Below are 18,198 nucleotides of genomic sequence, written 5' to 3' on the forward strand. Positions count from 1 at the left end.
CAAATATACGGATATATTTTTAATGAATTAAGCCAGTAAACAATAACGTAACTGATTGCAAATTAATATTTTTTAAATAAAATTAACTGCAGAAGCTGTAATAATCAGGGCAAACGATTTTAAAAATTGACTGACCAAACAGGTCGTCATTTACCCATAATGGCGATTTTTGGGCTAAAGCCGGTACTAATTCTTTTACGGGACCGTCACATAAATGGTGACGGCAATGATAGCAAAAAGTTTTTTCATTGCCGTTTGGCTTCAGCCAACGGGCTAAGATTATAATTATAGATGGGCTTTAGCCAAAACCGGCACTTATATTTTGGAGCTACGCCTGCCTGCAATTTTAAAAGCGATTGCCTTGCTGTAATAGTTTAACCGGCAACCGGAAAATTAAGGAAGAACGTTGTGCCTTTACCCTGTTCTGTTTCAAACCAAACTTTTCCGCCGGCATTTTCTATAGAATTTTTTACAAATGCCAACCCAAGGCCCGTACCTGAACTTTTGGTGGTAAAGTTTGGCTCGAATATTTTTTCGCGCATGTTTTCGGGTATACCATTACCATTATCCTTAACGGTAATTAAAATATTTTTTGAATTTATTTCGTAATTGATCTCAATTATTCCAAATCTGTCTGGTGGTGTAGCTTCAATGGCATTTTTTAACAAGTTATTAAAACAGCGTAATAACTGATCCTTATCTGCATTAATTAAAAATGAATTTTCAGGAACATGGTACAAAATATTAAAATTATCTGTTTGCTTAAAAATAGTTACCGCCTGGCTTATCACATCAAAAATATTAAAGCGCTCCATCCTGGTATCAGGCATTTTGGCAAATGCCGAAAACTCTGAAGCTATGGATGACAAGCTTTCAATTTGCTCAACAAATGATTTGCTAAACCGTTCAAACTTCTGGTCGAATTTAGGGTCTTTCTCCCGCCATGATTTTTCCAGCAACTGTAATCCAAGCTTTAATGGGGTTAGCGGGTTTTTAATTTCATGCGCAACCTGCTTTGCCATTTCCCGCCAGGCACTCTCTCTTTCAGATTGTGCAAGTCTTAGCGCGCTATTTTCTAAGGCAGCAATCATATTGTTATATTCTTTTATCAATGCCCCAATCTCATCATCCCTATCCCATTTTATAGCTTCGTTTTTTTTGCCGTATATGGTTTTGCTCAAACTTTGCTGTATAATGCTTAACGGATTGGTAATTTGGCGTGCAATAATTACAGCAAATAAGCCAATAGCTATAAAAATTAAAGCATAAATATTTATCATTACATTAAGTAATGAGCCTATACGCTCTTTATAATCCAACTCGTTAGAGAAATAAGGAAGTTGCAGATAGTATAAAGTTTCGCCCTTTGCGTTTCTTAAGGGCGCATAAGCCGCTTTATAACTCAGGTCGCCTATTGTCTCATCGTTAATATATTCTGATCGTTGTAAGGTATTTAAATTAATATACGCCTTGGCATTCATCCATTTTGCAATTAACCCATACTCATAAATGCGGGGTTGGGTAGTAAATAGCAAAGAGCCATACCGATCAAACAAAATCAGGTCAGACGCGTATGATTTAGCCAACACATCAAAATTAGCCTGGCTTTGGTAGTTAATATTAGCTGTGTATTTATTGATAAAGTCGTTTTCAAAAGCCGAGGTTATCTTAATAATTTTATCGCGGATCATTTTATCCTGCTGGGTTTGGTATTGGGTACTAATGGATACATAGGTTATCAGGCCTACTAATATTAACGTAACCACTACTGCAAATACCATCGAAAATTGTATACGGGTTTTATACAATATTTTATCAGGGTTTATTTTAAATCCCCATTTTATTTTATCATTAGTAATGGTTAATATTCTTATACGCACCCATGTCCAGTTAGCCAGTATAGTAATCATACTAAATGCCAGAAATATTACAAAAAAGAAAGTTAGCGAAGTAATACTATAAAACAGGGTATTCTCTTCTTTGCTTACAACAATTAAATTACGTTCGCTTGGCCTGTATATTAAATGGCTATATGTAGTAAATGGCCTGTACCATATATTGTCAATATTAGTAGTGGTTTTTTGTACATATGTTTTTATTGGTCCGCTAAAGGTCTTATTTACCAGGTTGTATACATAGCTTCCGCTTTGTGACAGTAATTTATTGTCTGTGTAAAACGCGTACGAGTAATTTTTAAATTCTTCCTCGCTTTTTATTTTTATTTGCCCATCAATTAATAATTCGGGGAAATAGTCAGTTGTTTGCAGCACTTTTGATCTCAATTCAATTACTATTGAACCTATGCTTTCGCCCTTTTGAATCACCGGAAGTATGGCAAAGTAAATTTGAGACCCAAAAGATTCATTTTGGCGATAAAAATAATCTGAAACTTTAAAGGAGCTATAAAGCACCATGTCATTAAAAACATCTTTTGTATAAGTTTTATCAGCAGATATGGATTGCCCATCGTTATTAAATTCATGGAGCTTGAACTCATACTTAGACAGGTATCCATCAAAATAAAGCTTCTGAAAACGATTTTTCAGGTAATTATTATTATTTAATGTATCATTAAAGTAACGGGTTATTAAAGGGTCAGCAACAATTTGGTTCTCTATTTTTTTAAATAAAGAGTCTGCTGTTACATCGTTTGGTGTTTCCAGCTTTTGTATAAATACCTCCCGGTTTTTTCTTTCTTTTAATGATTCAAGGTGGATGAGGGTAATTGACGAAATAATGGCGCATATAAAAAGTATGCAGGCAAAAGTTAAAGATGTGTTTTTGCCATGATGGTAATGATAGGCATAACCACGTATTATTACTATTAGCGCCCACAAAATATAAAATGCTGTAAACTCACCCCTATAATAGGTTATAATGAATGTAGTTAACAATATGCTTATACCAAATATTAAAAACTGCCTATTACTTGATATTGGGAGCTTACTGCAAACAGTTAAAAAAATTTCATTTAACAGGTAAAATATAAAAAAGCTAAAACATAGCATTAACAAGCCGCATAAGCTAAAAACAGAAAGGCTAAGTACATTATTTACATCAAAACTTATATTAGAATTAACAACCAGCCCATAAAATACTTCTAACAGTTCTGTTGATGTTATGATTAAGATTAATATACATCCCAACAAAATACAGTAACTTTTAATTTTTCCGGGTATGCGTGTTAGTAGTTTAAAGCGTTGGCGATGTACATAAGCCGTAAACCAGCTAAGCATTAAAATATTTATGCACAGATCGCCTAATGATGGATAAATATTGTTTGATGTATAAAGTTTTGGATCAAAAATATCAAGTTTGTAAGTAAAATTTGGCCAATTATAATACAGGTTAATAAATCTTAGTGCAACAATAAACAGCGTTAAAAATAATAGCGATAAAGCTACGTGGCCCCTATATGCCAGGTAATTACAAATGTTTTGTATTAACATGCATACCACCATAAACGTTAGTAACCATACAATCAGCTCGAAATAAAAGAAATGATAGTTAACCTCATTGTTTTTAACCATTACCGAAAACAGATAAGTGTTATTAATGCTATGAATGGGGTATATGCTTCTGTCGGTAATATCAGCAACTTCAATATTGTTATCTTTAAGCAGATCTTTAGCAAAAGCGTTTTTCAGATATTGATTTTGAACGGTGTAATTTGTTTTTACAGGAATAAAAAAAATAACAGAAATATTACCCTCACTTTTTTTAATAGCTTCGTAATAACCATTAGTTACTTTAATAAATGAAGAACCTTCTTTTATTTCTGAGGCCGTAGCCGGTATAAATTTAATACTGCTCCAAAACCTCAGATGATTATTGTTAAAAATTACTAAGCAAATGCCGCGATTGGTAGTAAACTTCCGGATACAATTTAAGCCCTCGGTGTCATTATTAGTAATAGTTTTAAACTTGTTAAACACTGCCGGAGTATTAATAGCTTTGTGCACATAATCTTCTTTTTTATGAAGATTATCCTCCAATATTTTGGCTGTTTGGGTAAGATTGATTACAGGGGTATACGTTGAACGCACAATAATTGCCGTTAATAATAAGCTGGCAGCCAACAGGGCCAGCATTAAACGTATTTTCCCCGAGTAACTCAAATTTTTTAAATAGATTTATGTAAACTTACAAATAAAAAAAAGCCGCTTTAGTTTGCGGCTTATAAAAATTATTGTTGTAATGAGGCACTCGATGTTGGCATTGCCCGGTCCACCTTTTTGACAAGGCCCTGCAAAACGTTGCCCGGCCCAACTTCGGTAAATGAGGTGGCCCCATCTTCCAGCATGTGCATTACGGTTTGTGTCCATCTAACCGGGCCGGTAAGCTGCCTTATTAAATTGTGTTTTATCAGCTCCGGATCTATATAGGGTTTGGCATCGATATTTTGATAAATAGGGCAAATAGGTTTGTTTATAACCGTGTTTACAATAGCATGCTCCAGTTCAACACGCGCAGCTTCCATTAATGGCGAGTGAAATGCGCCGCCTACATTTAACTTTAAAGCTCTTTTGGCACCGGCCGCGGTCATTAACTCGCAAGCTTTATCAATGCCTGATATGGTGCCGGATATTACTAACTGCCCCGGGCAGTTATAATTAGCGGGAACCACCACGTCGCTTATACGCTGACAAATATCCTCAACCGTAAAATCATCCAACCCTAAAATAGCCGCCATGGTTGATGGTTGTATCTCGCAGGCTTTTTGCATAGCGTTGGCGCGGGCGGCAACCAAACGTAAACCATCCTCGAATGATAAAGCGTTAGCAGCTACCAATGCCGAAAACTCGCCCAATGAATGACCTGCGGCCATACCAGGAGCAAAATCTGGTAATACTTTAGCTAATATAACCGAATGTAAAAATATGGCCGGTTGGGTAACATTGGTTTGTTTAAGATCTTCGTCGGTACCGTTAAACATAATATCAGTAATGCGGAAGCCTAATATATCATTAGCCTGCTCAAATAGCTCGCGGGCCTTGTCAGACTGTTCATACAGGTCTTTGCCCATACCTACAAACTGGGCGCCTTGCCCGGGGAAAATATATGCTTTCAATATAGTGATTAGTTAATTGGTGATTAGAGATTAGTTGACGTTAGTGATCAGTTAATAGGTGATTAGAGTTTAGTTAATAACAATTGATTAGAGATTTGTGTTTGCAGAATAACCAACTAATCTCTAATTAACTAATCTCCAATCACTAACCTAATTTCGATGAAATTAGATGTAAAAACTCTGCCCGGGTCTTTTCCTGATAAAATCCGCCCGAAAAGGCAGAGGTAGTAGTAACCGAGTTTTGTTTTTGTACGCCGCGCATACACATGCACAGGTGGCGGCACTCTATAACTACGCCTACGCCTATGGGCTGCAGGGTTTCCTGTATACAATCTTTAATTTCGTTAGTCAGGCGTTCCTGTACCTGCAGGCGGCGGGCATAGGCATCAACCAAGCGCGGTATTTTGCTCAGCCCCACTACATAACCATTTGGTATGTAGGCAATGTGTGCCTTGCCAAAAAACGGCAGCATATGGTGCTCACACATAGAGTACACCTCAATATCCTTAACAATCACCATTTGGCTGTATTCTTCTTTAAATAAAGCCGAATTCAGAATTTCTTTTGCATCCATGTCATATCCCTGGGTAAGGTATAACATTGCTTTAGCAATACGTTCGGGGCTTTTTAACAGGCCCTCGCGTTCGGGGTTTTCACCTATTTGCTTTAAAATGCTTTTGTAATGAGCCGATAAGCTGTCAATCAGTTCGGGGTTATAACGGTCAATTTTTTCGTAACCGTTAATATCATCATCCCTGTCGGGGATATTATTTTTATCAATCATTGTTCAGGTTTAATCGCCAAAATACTCTGCCGAGTTATTTTCAGTTTCAAATAATCTTACCGAATGTAAAAACACGCCTTCATAGGCTTCAATCGGTGCTTTTAGCTGGTTAAAAATTTCAATACAAAGCAATTCGGTCGATGCCATTTTGCCTTTCATAAATTCAACATCCAGGTTAATATTTTTATGGTCAAGCTTTTCAATAACATAATCGTTAATGATAATTTTTAGCTCTTTCAAATCTATTAAATAGCCTGTGGCATGCGTAACATGTCCCTTTACAGTTACAAACAAATTATAGTTGTGCCCATGCCAGTTTGGGTTAGCGCATTTGCCAAACACTTCTGCGTTTTTTTCTGCGCTCCACTCATCCCGGTACATTTTATGTGCTGCATTAAAATGTTCCCTGCGCGTTATGTGTATCATCATAATATTTAATGGGTACAAATATACAAAACAATTATAAGGGCGTTTGTTTATCTTAGTTGAATAAAGAAAATGACATGCGGATATTAATTGTTGCTGCTACCCAGCCCGAAGTTGAACCTTTAATGGAAGCGCTGAGTATGCAAAAGTCTGACGAGGGCGAAAACCTGTTTGTTACCCGGCATACATCGATAGCTAACTGCTCGATATTAATAACCGGTGCGGGCATGGTGCCAACGGCGTTTGCATTAGCCAGGCATTTACCCCATAATGTATACCACCTGGTAATAAATCTGGGCATTGCCGGTAGTTTTGACAGGAGCATCCTGCCTGGTGATATAGTAGAAATTACAGAAGATACCTTTGCCGAATTAGGGGCAGAAGATGATAAAAAGTTTATCAGTATAGAGCAACTGGGTTTTGGGGCCAGCATTTTCAGGCCTAACGGCAGCATTAGTCATTTCACTAAAAAGATTAATATTAAACAGGCCAAAGCAATCACCGTAAATACCGTTCATGGTAATGATGAGACTATAGCAGCCGTTGTTGAGCGGCTTAACCCCCAACTGGAAAGTATGGAAGGCGCCGCTTTCTTCTATGTATGTCGTGAATTGAAAGTGCCTTGCATACAGATCAGGGCAGTGTCAAATTATGTAGAAAAACGCAATCGCGACAACTGGCAAGTAGGGCTTGCTGTTAAAAATCTGAATACATTTGCGCTTGAATTAATTAGAGAATTATAGGTAGCGTTATTAATTAACGAATGTTTAGACCTGATCTCTAATTAACCAATCTCTAAATCTCTGATGCCATGAAACTAACTCTCGGCTTTTCGCCCTGCCCTAATGATACTTTTATTTTCGACGCGCTTATTCATCATAAAATTGATACTGAAGGGTTGGAGTTCGAGGTGTTTTATGACGACGTGGAAACGCTTAATCAAAAAGCCTTCCGCGGCGAGTTAGATATTACTAAACTAAGTTATCATGCTTTTGCTTATATAGCTAATCAATACGTATTGCTGGATGCCGGCAGCGCGCTGGGCTATGGCGTTGGCCCGATGCTGATCTGCAAAGGTGATCCTGAAATTCTCCACTCAAGACTTAAGACTCAAGACTCCGGACTAAAAATCGGTATCCCCGGCAAATACACCACCGCTAATTTTTTATTAGGATTAGCTTTCCCCGAAGCTACCAATAAAGTTGAGCTGGTATTCTCTGATATAGAAAACGCGGTTTTAGAAGGTAGGGTAGATGTAGGATTGATCATTCACGAAAACCGTTTCACTTACCAGGATAAAGGCTTAAAAAAGATCATAGACCTGGGCGATTACTGGGAGAAACAAACCGGCTGCGCTATTCCGTTAGGTGGTATTGTTGCCAATCGTAACTTACCGCTTGATGTTCAGCATAAAATAAACCGGGTGCTGCGTAAATCTGTTGAGTTTGCATTTGCCAATCCCAAATCGGGCTTAGAATTTATTCGCCAGCATGCGCAGGAAATGAGCGAGGAAGTGATGTATAAGCATATTGAGCTATATGTAAATAAATACTCGGTTGATTTGGGTGAGGAGGGGAGGAAAGCTATTAAATTATTGTTTGATACGGCATTAGAAAAAGGCATAATCCCCGAGATAAAGTATAATATTTTCCTGACCTGATACTTGTTAAATAAGGTTAAATGCTTATGAATTATTAGGTTATCATCGCAAACAAAATTAATTTGCGATAGTTAACTCCTAAACAACTTTGTCATGAAATCATTATTCTGCCTTCTCGCTATCATTATTTTATCGTGTTCGATATTTTCATGCAGGAATTCAAAACCTATTAACCTGCAAAAAACCGATACCGTAGCCGCGCTACATAATAATGGTATAAACATAGCCTTTAGCGATACCAGCGTGGCTGATACCACCTTGCTATTTGTACACGGTTGGGCCATTAACAGAAGTTACTGGTCTAACCAGGTTTCGTATTTCAAGAACCGCTATCGCATAGTAACCATTGATTTACCGGGCTTTGGGCAATCAGGCGGGAACCGTGATAAATGGGGCACGAGGGAGTATAGCAATGATGTGGATTCGGTCATTAATCAACTACAGCTAAAAAAAGTAATATTGATAGGCCATTCCATGGCGGGCGAAATAGTTTTACAGGCAGCTATTGATAATCCTTACAAAGTAATTGGCATAGTTGGGGTAGATAATTTTAAAAATGTTGGCGTACAACAAACCGAAAAGGACAAAAAAGAATTTACGGACGCCATCGGGCAAATGCGTAAAAACTTTAAAGGTGTAGCTACACAATGGTTCAATCAGCAGCTGTTTTCTAAAACCACCTCGCCGGAAATTAAAAAGCGCATCCTGAACGATGTAACCCATACCGACTCTACCATAGCTACATCAACCCTGGAACAAGGCAATGATTTTGACGATCTGGCTAAACTGCAACAATACAAACAGAAATTATACCTTATTAATAGCGATGTAACCCCAACCGGCACCAAAAATATGGATGCCAAAAAGATACCCTACCAGGTATTTTATACCCACGGCACCGGGCATTTCGCTATGGTTGAAACGCCTGTTGAATTTAATAAGGACCTGGATAGGGTGATAGCGGATATAAACAAGAAATGATTCAGATTGACGCTTCCTGGTGCATTAATACAACAAATGATCATACGGATATCTATCCACATGTACCTGCTTTATATAATCATATAGCAAGCTTCTAAACTCGTCAATATTTTCTTTTTTAGTGGCCGATATAAATATGGCCGGGCTATTGTTTTTGGCCATCCAGCTATGTTTAAAATCATCCAGTGTTAAAGGTTCAGCTTCTTCGCCGGGATTCATTTGGATGGGCTTATAGGCATCCATTTTATTAAACACGGTTATGATTTGTTTATCACTCGCGCCCAGGTCCTTCAATGTTTCATTTACAGCACGTATCTGATCCTCAAAACCGGGGTGCGAAATGTCAACCACATGTATCAATATATCAGCCTCGCGCACTTCATCAAGTGTCGACTTAAAACACTCCACCAAATGGTGAGGTAGTTTACGTATGAACCCAACTGTATCTGATAACAGAAAAGGCACATTCTCTATCACTACTTTTCTAACCGTAGTATCCAGTGTGGCAAACAGCTTATTCTCTGCAAACACGTCAGATTTAGATATCATATTCATGATGGTTGATTTACCTACGTTGGTATAACCCACCAACGCGGCACGCACCATTTGCGTACGGTTTTTACGCTGTGTAGCGTTTTGCTTATCTATCAGCTTTAGCTTGTCTTTAAGCAGGTCTATCTTGTTTAATATTAACCTGCGGTCAGTCTCAATTTGGCTCTCACCCGGTCCGCGCATACCAATACCACCTTTTTGGCGCTCTAAGTGTGTCCATAAACGGGTAAGGCGGGGTAACAAGTACTGTAATTGAGCCAGTTCAACCTGGGCTTTGGCCTGCGCGGTTTGTGCACGGTTGGCAAAGATATCCAGTATCAGGTTATTACGGTCAAGTATTTTAACCTGTAACTCGTTTTCAATATTACGCAGTTGCGATGGAGTTAGCTCATCATCAAAAACAACTATATCTATCTCTTCTTCTTTTACAAATGCCTGAATATCTTCCAGCCTGCCCGAGCCTACAAAGGTGGCCCTGTCTGGTTTCTGTAGTTTTTGTGTGAATATTTTAACAGTTTCTGCACCGGCGGTATCCACCAAAAATTGTAATTCTTCTAAATATTCTTTCGCGCGCTCCTCCGTTTCGTTAGCGGTAATAACGCCTACCAAAACGGCTCGTTCCTGCTTCACAGCAGTATCATAAAATTTTTGTTTCATTCGGTATTTTTGTATCAATCAAAGTGCCAAGTTACAAAAAGGAATAATTATGATGGTTTATATGCCAAAATAGCTTAACGATTATATGTCAGTGATTATCATTCATACTGGCCTAAACATTGGGAGATATGGTTGAATACCAAGCTATCACCAATTATTTAAAAATATTGATATCTTGGAACTGGAATAATTTAAAACTATTACTTCAACCCCTTAACAAATTCCCTCATTGCCAAACCCGGATCATCTTGTTTCATAAAGTTCTCGCCAATTAAAAATCCGTTAAAGCCGGCTTTTTTTAGGCCCTTGATAGTTTCCGTATCGCTGATGGCGCTTTCTGATATTTTTAAAAACTCTGAAGGGATATGCTCTGCCAGCTTATAAGATGTTTCTACAGATACGGTAAAATCGGCCAGGTTGCGGTTATTCACACCAATAGCATCCAAATTAGGGTTAATGCTGCGCTGTAGTTCTTCCAGGTTATGTACCTCAAGCAGCACATTTAAACCCAGGCTTTTTGCTAATGATGCCAGTGTTTGTATTTCAGCAGGAGTAAGTATGGCGGCAATTAATAAAATAATATCGGCACCCAGTGATTTTGCCTCTATTACCTGGTATTCGTCTATCATAAAATCTTTGCGCAAAATGGGGATAGTATTTGTGCCGCGCGCCTTAAAAAGATCGATTTTAGTACCCATAAAAAAATCGGTATCTGTTAGCACCGATAGGGCCGATGCCCCGGCTGCTGCATAAGCGGCAGTTACCGCTTCAACACTAACTTTATCATTAATAATACCTTTTGAAGGTGACCTGCGTTTAAATTCTGCTATAATACCGGTACGTGCAGGGTCCAGCAAAAACTCTTTGAACGAGTAAGTTTGCCTGCTAAATAATGCCGAAGCTTCTAACTCTGCAATACTGGTATTTTTTTTAGCTGATATTACCTCGGCTTTTTTATTCAGAACAATTTTATCAAGTATATTCATAGCCTGGCCCCGCCACCAATGCGGGGGGTGTTTTATTTAGTTATATACAATTTTATTAATACCGGCCAATTGTTCAATTGAATGACCGGAAGTTAACCAGTTTTGCATCATTTCTTTTCCAAATTCTGTAAGGATAGATTCCGGATGAAACTGTACGCCCCTAACATCATATTGCTTATGCCTTAATGCCATGGCCGAGTTATCAACCTCATCGATAGCGGTTACGGTTAACACATCGGGTATTGATTTTTCATCAACCACCCATGAATGATAACGGCCAACTTTAAAGCTGTGCGGCAAACCCTTAAATAATATTTCCTTTTCGTCGGTAACTATTATGGGGGTGGCTATGCCATGCATGGGTTGTTTTAGGTTATATAAGGTACCACCAAAAACCTCGGCAATAGCTTGCTGACCAAGGCATACACCAAATATGCTTTTTGTTGGTGCATATTTTTCTATCACATTCAGCAACAAACCGGCTTCGGATGGAATACCCGGACCTGGCGAAAGGATGATCTTATCATACGCGTCCACATCGTCAATATTAAATTGGTCGTTGCGCCATACTTCGCATTGCAGGCCAATCTCATTTACCAGGTGTACTAAATTGTATGTGAACGAATCGTAGTTGTCAATAATTAAAATTTTATTTTCCATGTTTCACCTCCCAACTTTCTTTTATTTAATAGGGGAATTATTTTATTACGTTAGTTTAATTCTTTTGTTGTTCTATTACAATTCTTCTGCCAGCTCAATTGCTTTACGCAAAGCGGCTATTTTATTGTTAACTTCATTTAACTCACTTACGGCTACAGAACCGGCTACAATGCCCGCGCCTGCCTGGTAGTGCAAAGTGTTATTTTTACTTAAAAATGAGCGGATCATGATAGCATGATTAAAATCGCCATTAAAGCCTAAGTAGCCTATTGCGCCGCTGTAAAAACTTCGTTTAATATTCTCATTTTCGTCTATGATCTCCATAGCCCGGTATTTTGGGGCGCCACTTAGCGTTCCGGCCGGGAAGGTATCTGCAACTACTTTAAAAGTAGGTACACCGGGCAATAAATTGCCGCTTACCATAGATACCAGGTGTATTAAATGCGAATAATACTGCACTTCTTTAAACGCTTTTACTTCTACCTGCTCGCAATGGCGGCTCAAATCGTTACGCGCCAGGTCAACCAGCATTACATGTTCTGCCGATTCTTTCGGATCGTTCTTTAAGTTATGGGCCAGCTCGGCATCCTTCTCATCATCGCCGCTGCGTTTAAATGTGCCAGCTATTGGGTAAATGGAAGCTTTGCGGTTTTTTATAGTGATCTGCGCCTCGGGCGATGAACCAAATATCCTGAAATCGCCATAATCAAAATAAAACAAGTAAGGCGATGGGTTAATAGAGCGTAATGCCCTGTACACATTAAATTCATCGCCTGTAAATTGTTTGGAGAAAGCCCTTGAAGGCACTATCTGGAACACATCGCCCCGGTAAATATGCTGCTTCATTTTTTCAACCACCGCTATAAAATCCTCATTGGTTAAGTTAGATTTTTCATCAGCCGAACTTTGGAAAGTATATTCAGGGAAGTTTTTATTTTTTATCAGGTCCTTTATTTTATTCAGGCCCCCGTTTTCTTCTTCACCTTCCGGCTGATTATGAAATATATACAGCTCATTCTTAAAATGATCAATCGCTATAATATAACGATATATGTTGTACTGCATTACCGGGATCTTCCGGGTGGTGTCATCACTCTTTTTAAGGCGGATGGTTTCAAAATGCTCAACCGCTTCATGTGTGAAGTAGCCAAACAAGCCGTTGGCTGTAATTTTTAATGGGATATCTGTCGTTTCAAAACTGCTCAGAAAGTCGCTAATATGGCTTATTAATTCAAACTCACCCTCCTTAAATGTTTCTTCGGTACCATCAGGAAATTTTTTATGTAGTTCACCATCATTAAGTGTAAGCCCACCTATCGGGTCGCAGCAAACATAGCTGGTGCTGTTTTCGCGGCTATGGTAGTCAGAGCTTTCTAACAGTAATGAGTTTGGGAAAATATCGCGTAAGCGCAGGTAAATGCTTACAGGGGTTGTAGTATCTGCAAGTAGCTTTTTATAGGTGGTTATAATTTTATATTTTTTCATTATGTATTTAAAATAGTTGTAAAACAAAAAACCCAGCGAATGAGGGTTCGCCGGGTTTTCGTATTAGGTTTACAATTGGTTAGTTTCCTTTGATCAAAAATTTATCCGGCTGCCAAATTTAATTGGTGCCACCAGGAGTTTTTATTTGTGTTCTTGATCATTGTGACGCAAATTTAGAAAGAAATTTGAATTACCAAATTTTTTCTCACTTTTTTTTCAATTATTTCAACTATTTTAAGATAGGAATTTTGCCTGCAGCCAATGCGCCAATAATTATGAGCAGTGCAATGCCATAAAACAGGGCAATTATTTTGTGTTTTGCCTCTGGCAGTACCAATTTTTTAGATTTGCTGTGGCCAACGGTTATCAGCGCGATAGCGATAACCATCATTACCCAATGCTCAACAGTAAAGTAGCGTAAGGTGCTGTCTTTCATTGTAGCACTGTTAAATTGCACCAGCGGACTTAAAAAGTATAACACAATACCAATAAGCAACTGCGTATGTGCTGATATTAGGGCAAACAAATTGCTTAAACGGTTACGGTTAGTATACGGCCTGTTACCAAACCAGCCCATTAATGCCATTAAAATGGTGTAAATAAACAATACCATTACTACATACCTGAAAATGGAATGCAGCTCTTGAAAAAAACTATATGCGCTCATGATTGAAAAGTTTGGACGAATATACAATAAAAGATAAAATCTGTTAACCTAACCCGCAAAACTAAACTTACCCATCAACGCCGCATAGGATTACTTTTAAACGATATTTTTATTAGGTTATATTAATTTGTACTTTAGAAAAAAAACCTGCGTCATAATACTCATACAATCAAAATGAGCAACACTCAACACTCACGACTATTATCTCTCGACGTCTTCAGAGGTGTAACCATAGCCGCTATGATATTGGTAAACGATCCCGGCGATTGGGGACATATTTATGCGCCATTAGAACATTCTAAATGGAACGGCTGTACGCCTACTGATCTGATATTCCCATTCTTTTTATTCATCGTGGGGGTATCTATTGTTTATGCAATGGAAAGAAAAGCTGCCGATCCCCGAAATCATAGTAAAATGATATGGGGTGCTTTGCGGCGTGGTGTTTTATTGATATTGATAAGTTTGACCATACACATTATTTTGCACCCGGATTTTGCGCACATGAGGTTTCCGGGTGTGCTGCAGCGTATAGGGGTAGTGTTTTTTATCTGTGCCGTTTTATACATCAAAGCATCGCAAAAGGTACGCGATTGGCTGTTTGTTATATTACTGGTAGGCTATTACCTGCTGATGACCTTTGTGCCCGTTCCGGATACAGGTGTTGCAAGCCTGCTGCCAGCCACTAATATGGGCGCCTGGGTAGATAGGATGGTTTTCTCAACCAATCACTTATGGAGCGAATCGCATACCTGGGACCCTGAAGGATTATTAGGAACATTACCGGCCATTGCTACCGGCTTGTTTGGTATACGTGTTGGCAGCTGGCTTAAACGTAAGGATCGGGAGGATAGCGTAAAAGTGAGCTGGATGTTTACTTATGGTGTATTGGCTGTTATTTTGGGGTTGATATGGGATTTGTTCTTTCCAATAAATAAAGCCTTATGGACAAGCTCATTTGTATTATATGCCGGTGGATGGGCAACCATCGCGTTAGCATTTTTTTACTGGCTGATAGATGTACAGCGGTATAAAAATTTTACAGGATTTTTTCTGCCGTTTGGCGCTAACGCTATTACCGCTTATGTGCTATCAGACTTTGTGCCGCATTATATTAACAAAATAAGGTTTGGTAGTTCATCTATCTATCAAATACTTTTTGAACCCTATTGGTCGCCTTTTAATGCCTCCTTAGCCAGCGCAATTGTAATGACATTACTAATTTGGGTATTGATGTGGATATTGTATCTTCGGAAGATCGTTATAAAGGTATAACAACCTAACCTAAAACCTTTTAATTTTACTCTTAAAATAATTTTTAACTAACCTTTGCGTTTTTGCATCTTAGCACAATATTTTAACCTAAAACATGAATTTTAAAAAGAGCCTTTTTTTATGGGCTGCAGCATTGCTTTTTACAACCGGAGCAGTTGCGCAGGTAAAAAAGAAACCAACCCCATCAACAACACATAAAACCACATCAGGAACAGCTAAACAACAAACAAAACCAATAGCAGCAGTTGGCACATTGCCCGTTGATCCTGACGTTATAATTGGCAAATTACCAAATGGCTTAACTTATTATATCCGCAATAATGCAAGGCCGAAGGGCAGGGCAGAACTGCTCCTGGTAAGCAAAGGTGGTTCTGTTATTGAAACAGAAGCGCAACAGGGCATGGCTAATTTTACCCAGCGCATGGCCTTTAAGGGCACACGGGATTTTTCCAAAGATGACCTGGTGGGTTACCTTAAAAACCTGCGTACAAGATTTGGTCCCGATACAAGTGCCTATGCCACCTATGAAGAAACAGTTTATCAATTAAACCTGCCAACGGATACAGCCAAAATATTTGCAGATGGCTTTAAGTTAATGGCTAATTGGGCGGCCTATATGACATTTAACCCGGCCGACGTAAATAGCGAAAAGGCGTTAGTTACAGAGCAGATACGTGTTGGCGGTAAAACATCGCAGGAACGGCTGCAACTACAAACTTTACCTATACTATTAAATAACTCCCGGTATGCGCAACGTTTCCCTACCGGCAAAGAAAACACGGTAAAAGGGTTTACAGACGCGGCGCTTAAAAATTTTTATGCTGATTGGTACCGCCCGGATCTGCAGGCAATTATAGTTGTTGGTGATTTTGACCCGAAACAGGTACAGGATATGATAAAATTCAACTTCTCTGCATTAAGAAACCCTGCGGCCGAAAAACCGTTGCCGCAATTTTCGGTTCCTGCCATCCCCGGTACTGCGGTAAAATTTGTCACTGATAAAGACTTTCCTTATACGTTAATACAGGTTGTAGTAAAGCAGCCGCAAACAATAGTTAAAACGCAGGCTGATTTTATGCAAAATATGCGTATTAGCTTATTTAACCAGATATTGAATGCCCGCATTGCCGAAATAACCCAGATGTCTGCACCGCCCATATTGTTTGGGCAGGCCGGCTATGGTGCATTTACAGGTAAACAAAATGCATTTACAGCGCTTGCGGTAGCAAATACCGGCGGTTTGGAAGTTGCAGTAAAGAGCATAATTGGCGAAACAGAACGTATGCGAAAATTTGGATTTACATTAACCGAGTTGGAGCGCGCCAAACAAGCCGCGCTGGCACAAATTTCTAATAGTTTTGCAGAAAAAGATAATACGCCATCAACAAATTTTGTAGGACTGTATGAACGTAATTTTTTAACAGGGCAGGCTATACCCGGTATAGATTATGAGTATAACTATTACATAAATAACATAGGTAAAATAACGGTTAACGAGATGAACGCTTTGGCCGCTAAGTTTATAAACGACCAAAACCGGGTAATATTAATTGAAGCGCCCGATAGCGAAAAAGGTAAATTGCCAACCGAGCAAACTTTATTGAAATGGATAGCCGATGCTAATAAAGGATTGGTTGCGTACGTGGATGAGCGTAATTCGCCATTAATGACAGTGCTGCCTGTAGCAGGTAAAGTTATCAGCTCAAAAACCGATACCACGCTGTTGGTAGAAAACATCACCTTGTCAAACGGTGTAAAAGTAATATTGAAACCTACACATAATACCAATAACCAGATACTTTTCACGGGGTATAGTTTTGGCGGCACTTCGGTGGCCAACGACCAGGATTTTACATCGGCTAATCTTTCATCAACAGTAATAAGCAATAGCGGTGTGGCCGGTTTTAACCAGACATTGCTTGAAAAAATGTTAAACGGCAGAAACTTAAGTGTTAAGCCTTATATAGGCGCAACAACCCAGGGTGTATCCGGATACTCCTCGCTCCAGGATTTTAAAGTAGCCATGGAGCTTGTTTACCTGTATTTTACCAATCCGCGTAAAGATGCCGATGTTTGGGCAACCAACATTAACCAGGCAAAATCATTAATAGCCCATAAGAGCAATGATCCGGGTAGTGTATACCAGGATACTATTTTAGCAGTTTTAAACAGTTATAATCCGCGCGAAATGTCGCCCACTATGGAGCAGCTAAATGCAGCCAGTTTAGACAAGGCATTTAGCTTTTATAAAGATAGGTTTGCCGATGCAAGCAACTTTACATTCACCTTTACAGGCAACTTTTTAATAGCTGATATTACGCCTTACCTTGAACGGTATTTAGGCAGCTTGCCGGCAACAAATCGTAAAGAAACTTATAAAAAGTTAGGCATTCATCCGCCCGCCGGACAAATTACCAAAACGGTATATAAAGGTGTTAGCAATAGAGCAACAGTGCAGCTGGTGTTTAGCGGCGCTTATGATTATAATTCGGCAGATAACGTGCAGATGGATGCATTGGAAGAGGTATTAAATATTCGCCTGGCTGATTCAATAAAAGCGGAAAGCGGCGTACTTTCGGCCGGGGTAAGAGCCAGTTATGTAAAAATTCCTGAAAGCAGATATAAAATCACTATATCATTTTTATGCGATGCCAACAATGTGGACAGGCCCATTGCCTATGTGCTTAATGAATTAAATAAAATAAAGCAAAATGGCCCTGTAGCTAAGGATGTTCAAAAATTTGTTCTTAAAGAGGCACGTACCTTCCAGTCGCAATTAAAGCAAAATGCTTTTTGGGAAGCATCATTAAGTGCAGCGTCGCAAAATGACGAGGACCCTGATAAGATATTAAGACATATGCAGGATTTGGAGCTGGTTACTGCGCAAACCACTAAAGACGCGGCTAACAAGTATTTAAATAATAATAATTTAATTAAGCTGATATTGCTGCCGGAAAAGAAATAACGGTGGTATTATAAATAAAGAAAAGTCCT

Annotated in this window: 14 protein-coding genes; 5 read left to right on the plus strand and 9 right to left on the minus strand. The window is 38.9% G+C overall.

Features of this window, described 5'->3' with window-relative positions:
- Positions 1-374 precede the first annotated feature (374 nt).
- The 4 genes from JWR23_RS05795 to JWR23_RS05810 form a co-directional block, all read right to left on the minus strand.
- On the minus strand, positions 375-4,118 hold the full coding sequence (locus JWR23_RS05795) for an ATP-binding protein (protein WP_299514067.1): 3,744 nt from the start codon (positions 4,116-4,118) through the stop codon (positions 375-377).
- A 68-nt stretch (positions 4,119-4,186) separates the two neighbouring features.
- Entirely contained in the window at positions 4,187-5,071 is an 885-nt protein-coding gene (gene fabD / locus JWR23_RS05800) for an ACP S-malonyltransferase (protein ID WP_299514069.1), read from the minus strand.
- A 145-nt stretch (positions 5,072-5,216) separates the two neighbouring features.
- Positions 5,217-5,855 (minus strand): GTP cyclohydrolase I FolE, encoded by a 639-nt coding sequence (gene folE / locus JWR23_RS05805; RefSeq protein WP_299514072.1) that lies wholly within the window; start codon positions 5,853-5,855, stop codon positions 5,217-5,219.
- 9 nt (positions 5,856-5,864) lie between these two features.
- Positions 5,865-6,281: a 6-carboxytetrahydropterin synthase gene (locus JWR23_RS05810; protein WP_299514114.1), complete on the minus strand. Its 417-nt coding sequence runs from the start codon at positions 6,279-6,281 to the stop codon at positions 5,865-5,867.
- A 59-nt stretch (positions 6,282-6,340) separates the two neighbouring features.
- Between JWR23_RS05810 and mqnB the strand changes: the two genes are divergently transcribed.
- The 3 genes from mqnB to JWR23_RS05825 all read left to right on the plus strand — a co-directional run bounded on the left by mqnB (position 6,341) and on the right by JWR23_RS05825 (position 8,922).
- Entirely contained in the window at positions 6,341-7,024 is a 684-nt protein-coding gene (mqnB, locus tag JWR23_RS05815; RefSeq protein WP_299514075.1) for a futalosine hydrolase, read from the plus strand.
- 68 nt (positions 7,025-7,092) lie between these two features.
- Entirely contained in the window at positions 7,093-7,941 is an 849-nt protein-coding gene (locus tag JWR23_RS05820) for a 1,4-dihydroxy-6-naphthoate synthase (RefSeq protein ID WP_299514077.1), read from the plus strand.
- Positions 7,942-8,034: 93 nt separating this feature from the next.
- A complete protein-coding gene (locus tag JWR23_RS05825; RefSeq protein ID WP_299514079.1) occupies positions 8,035-8,922 on the plus strand; it encodes an alpha/beta hydrolase in 888 nt (295 codons plus the stop codon).
- Between the two features lie 24 nt (positions 8,923-8,946).
- On the opposite strand, the gene hflX is transcribed toward JWR23_RS05825, so the two are convergent.
- The 5 genes from hflX to JWR23_RS05850 all read right to left on the minus strand — a co-directional run bounded on the left by hflX (position 8,947) and on the right by JWR23_RS05850 (position 13,929).
- Positions 8,947-10,131: a GTPase HflX gene (gene hflX / locus JWR23_RS05830; RefSeq protein ID WP_299514082.1), complete on the minus strand. Its 1,185-nt coding sequence runs from the start codon at positions 10,129-10,131 to the stop codon at positions 8,947-8,949.
- 200 nt (positions 10,132-10,331) lie between these two features.
- Entirely contained in the window at positions 10,332-11,117 is a 786-nt protein-coding gene (trpC, locus tag JWR23_RS05835; RefSeq protein ID WP_299514085.1) for an indole-3-glycerol phosphate synthase TrpC, read from the minus strand.
- Positions 11,118-11,153: 36 nt separating this feature from the next.
- Complete coding sequence (locus JWR23_RS05840; protein WP_299514087.1) at positions 11,154-11,777, minus strand: aminodeoxychorismate/anthranilate synthase component II; 624 nt, start codon at positions 11,775-11,777, stop codon at positions 11,154-11,156.
- Between the two features lie 75 nt (positions 11,778-11,852).
- On the minus strand, positions 11,853-13,262 hold the full coding sequence (locus JWR23_RS05845) for an anthranilate synthase component I family protein (RefSeq protein ID WP_299514089.1): 1,410 nt from the start codon (positions 13,260-13,262) through the stop codon (positions 11,853-11,855).
- A gap of 229 nt (positions 13,263-13,491) precedes the next feature.
- The gene (locus tag JWR23_RS05850) at positions 13,492-13,929 is read right to left on the minus strand and encodes a cytochrome B (RefSeq protein ID WP_299514090.1); all 438 of its coding nucleotides are present in this window, start codon (positions 13,927-13,929) and stop codon (positions 13,492-13,494) included.
- Positions 13,930-14,103: 174 nt separating this feature from the next.
- Here JWR23_RS05850 and JWR23_RS05855 point away from each other — a divergent pair, with 174 nt between their 5' ends.
- On the plus strand, positions 14,104-15,204 hold the full coding sequence (locus JWR23_RS05855; protein ID WP_299514092.1) for a DUF5009 domain-containing protein: 1,101 nt from the start codon (positions 14,104-14,106) through the stop codon (positions 15,202-15,204).
- A gap of 94 nt (positions 15,205-15,298) precedes the next feature.
- Positions 15,299-18,169 carry a pitrilysin family protein gene (locus tag JWR23_RS05860; RefSeq protein WP_299514097.1) on the plus strand — a complete coding sequence of 957 codons (2,871 nt, stop codon included), beginning with the start codon at positions 15,299-15,301 and terminating at the stop codon, positions 18,167-18,169.
- The last annotated feature ends 29 nt before the right edge of the window (positions 18,170-18,198 follow it).

Origin of the sequence: Mucilaginibacter sp., assembly GCF_028288205.1 — a bacterium.
In the GTDB taxonomy this organism is placed as follows: Bacteria; Bacteroidota; Bacteroidia; order Sphingobacteriales; family Sphingobacteriaceae; genus Mucilaginibacter.

Excerpts from the sequence above, each read along its gene's own strand:
- trpC (WP_299514085.1), bottom strand. The coding sequence starts at position 11,117 with ATGAATATACTTGATAAAATTGTTCTGAATAAAAAAGCCGAGGTAATA.
- JWR23_RS05825 (WP_299514079.1), top strand. The coding sequence starts at position 8,035 with ATGAAATCATTATTCTGCCTTCTCGCTATCATTATTTTATCGTGTTCG.
- JWR23_RS05860 (WP_299514097.1), top strand. The coding sequence starts at position 15,299 with ATGAATTTTAAAAAGAGCCTTTTTTTATGGGCTGCAGCATTGCTTTTT.
- JWR23_RS05810 (WP_299514114.1), bottom strand. The coding sequence starts at position 6,281 with ATGATACACATAACGCGCAGGGAACATTTTAATGCAGCACATAAAATG.
- folE (WP_299514072.1), bottom strand. The coding sequence starts at position 5,855 with ATGATTGATAAAAATAATATCCCCGACAGGGATGATGATATTAACGGT.
- JWR23_RS05845 (WP_299514089.1), bottom strand. The coding sequence starts at position 13,262 with ATGAAAAAATATAAAATTATAACCACCTATAAAAAGCTACTTGCAGAT.
- JWR23_RS05840 (WP_299514087.1), bottom strand. The coding sequence starts at position 11,777 with ATGGAAAATAAAATTTTAATTATTGACAACTACGATTCGTTCACATAC.
- JWR23_RS05820 (WP_299514077.1), top strand. The coding sequence starts at position 7,093 with ATGAAACTAACTCTCGGCTTTTCGCCCTGCCCTAATGATACTTTTATT.
- hflX (WP_299514082.1), bottom strand. The coding sequence starts at position 10,131 with ATGAAACAAAAATTTTATGATACTGCTGTGAAGCAGGAACGAGCCGTT.
- JWR23_RS05855 (WP_299514092.1), top strand. The coding sequence starts at position 14,104 with ATGAGCAACACTCAACACTCACGACTATTATCTCTCGACGTCTTCAGA.
- JWR23_RS05850 (WP_299514090.1), bottom strand. The coding sequence starts at position 13,929 with ATGAGCGCATATAGTTTTTTTCAAGAGCTGCATTCCATTTTCAGGTAT.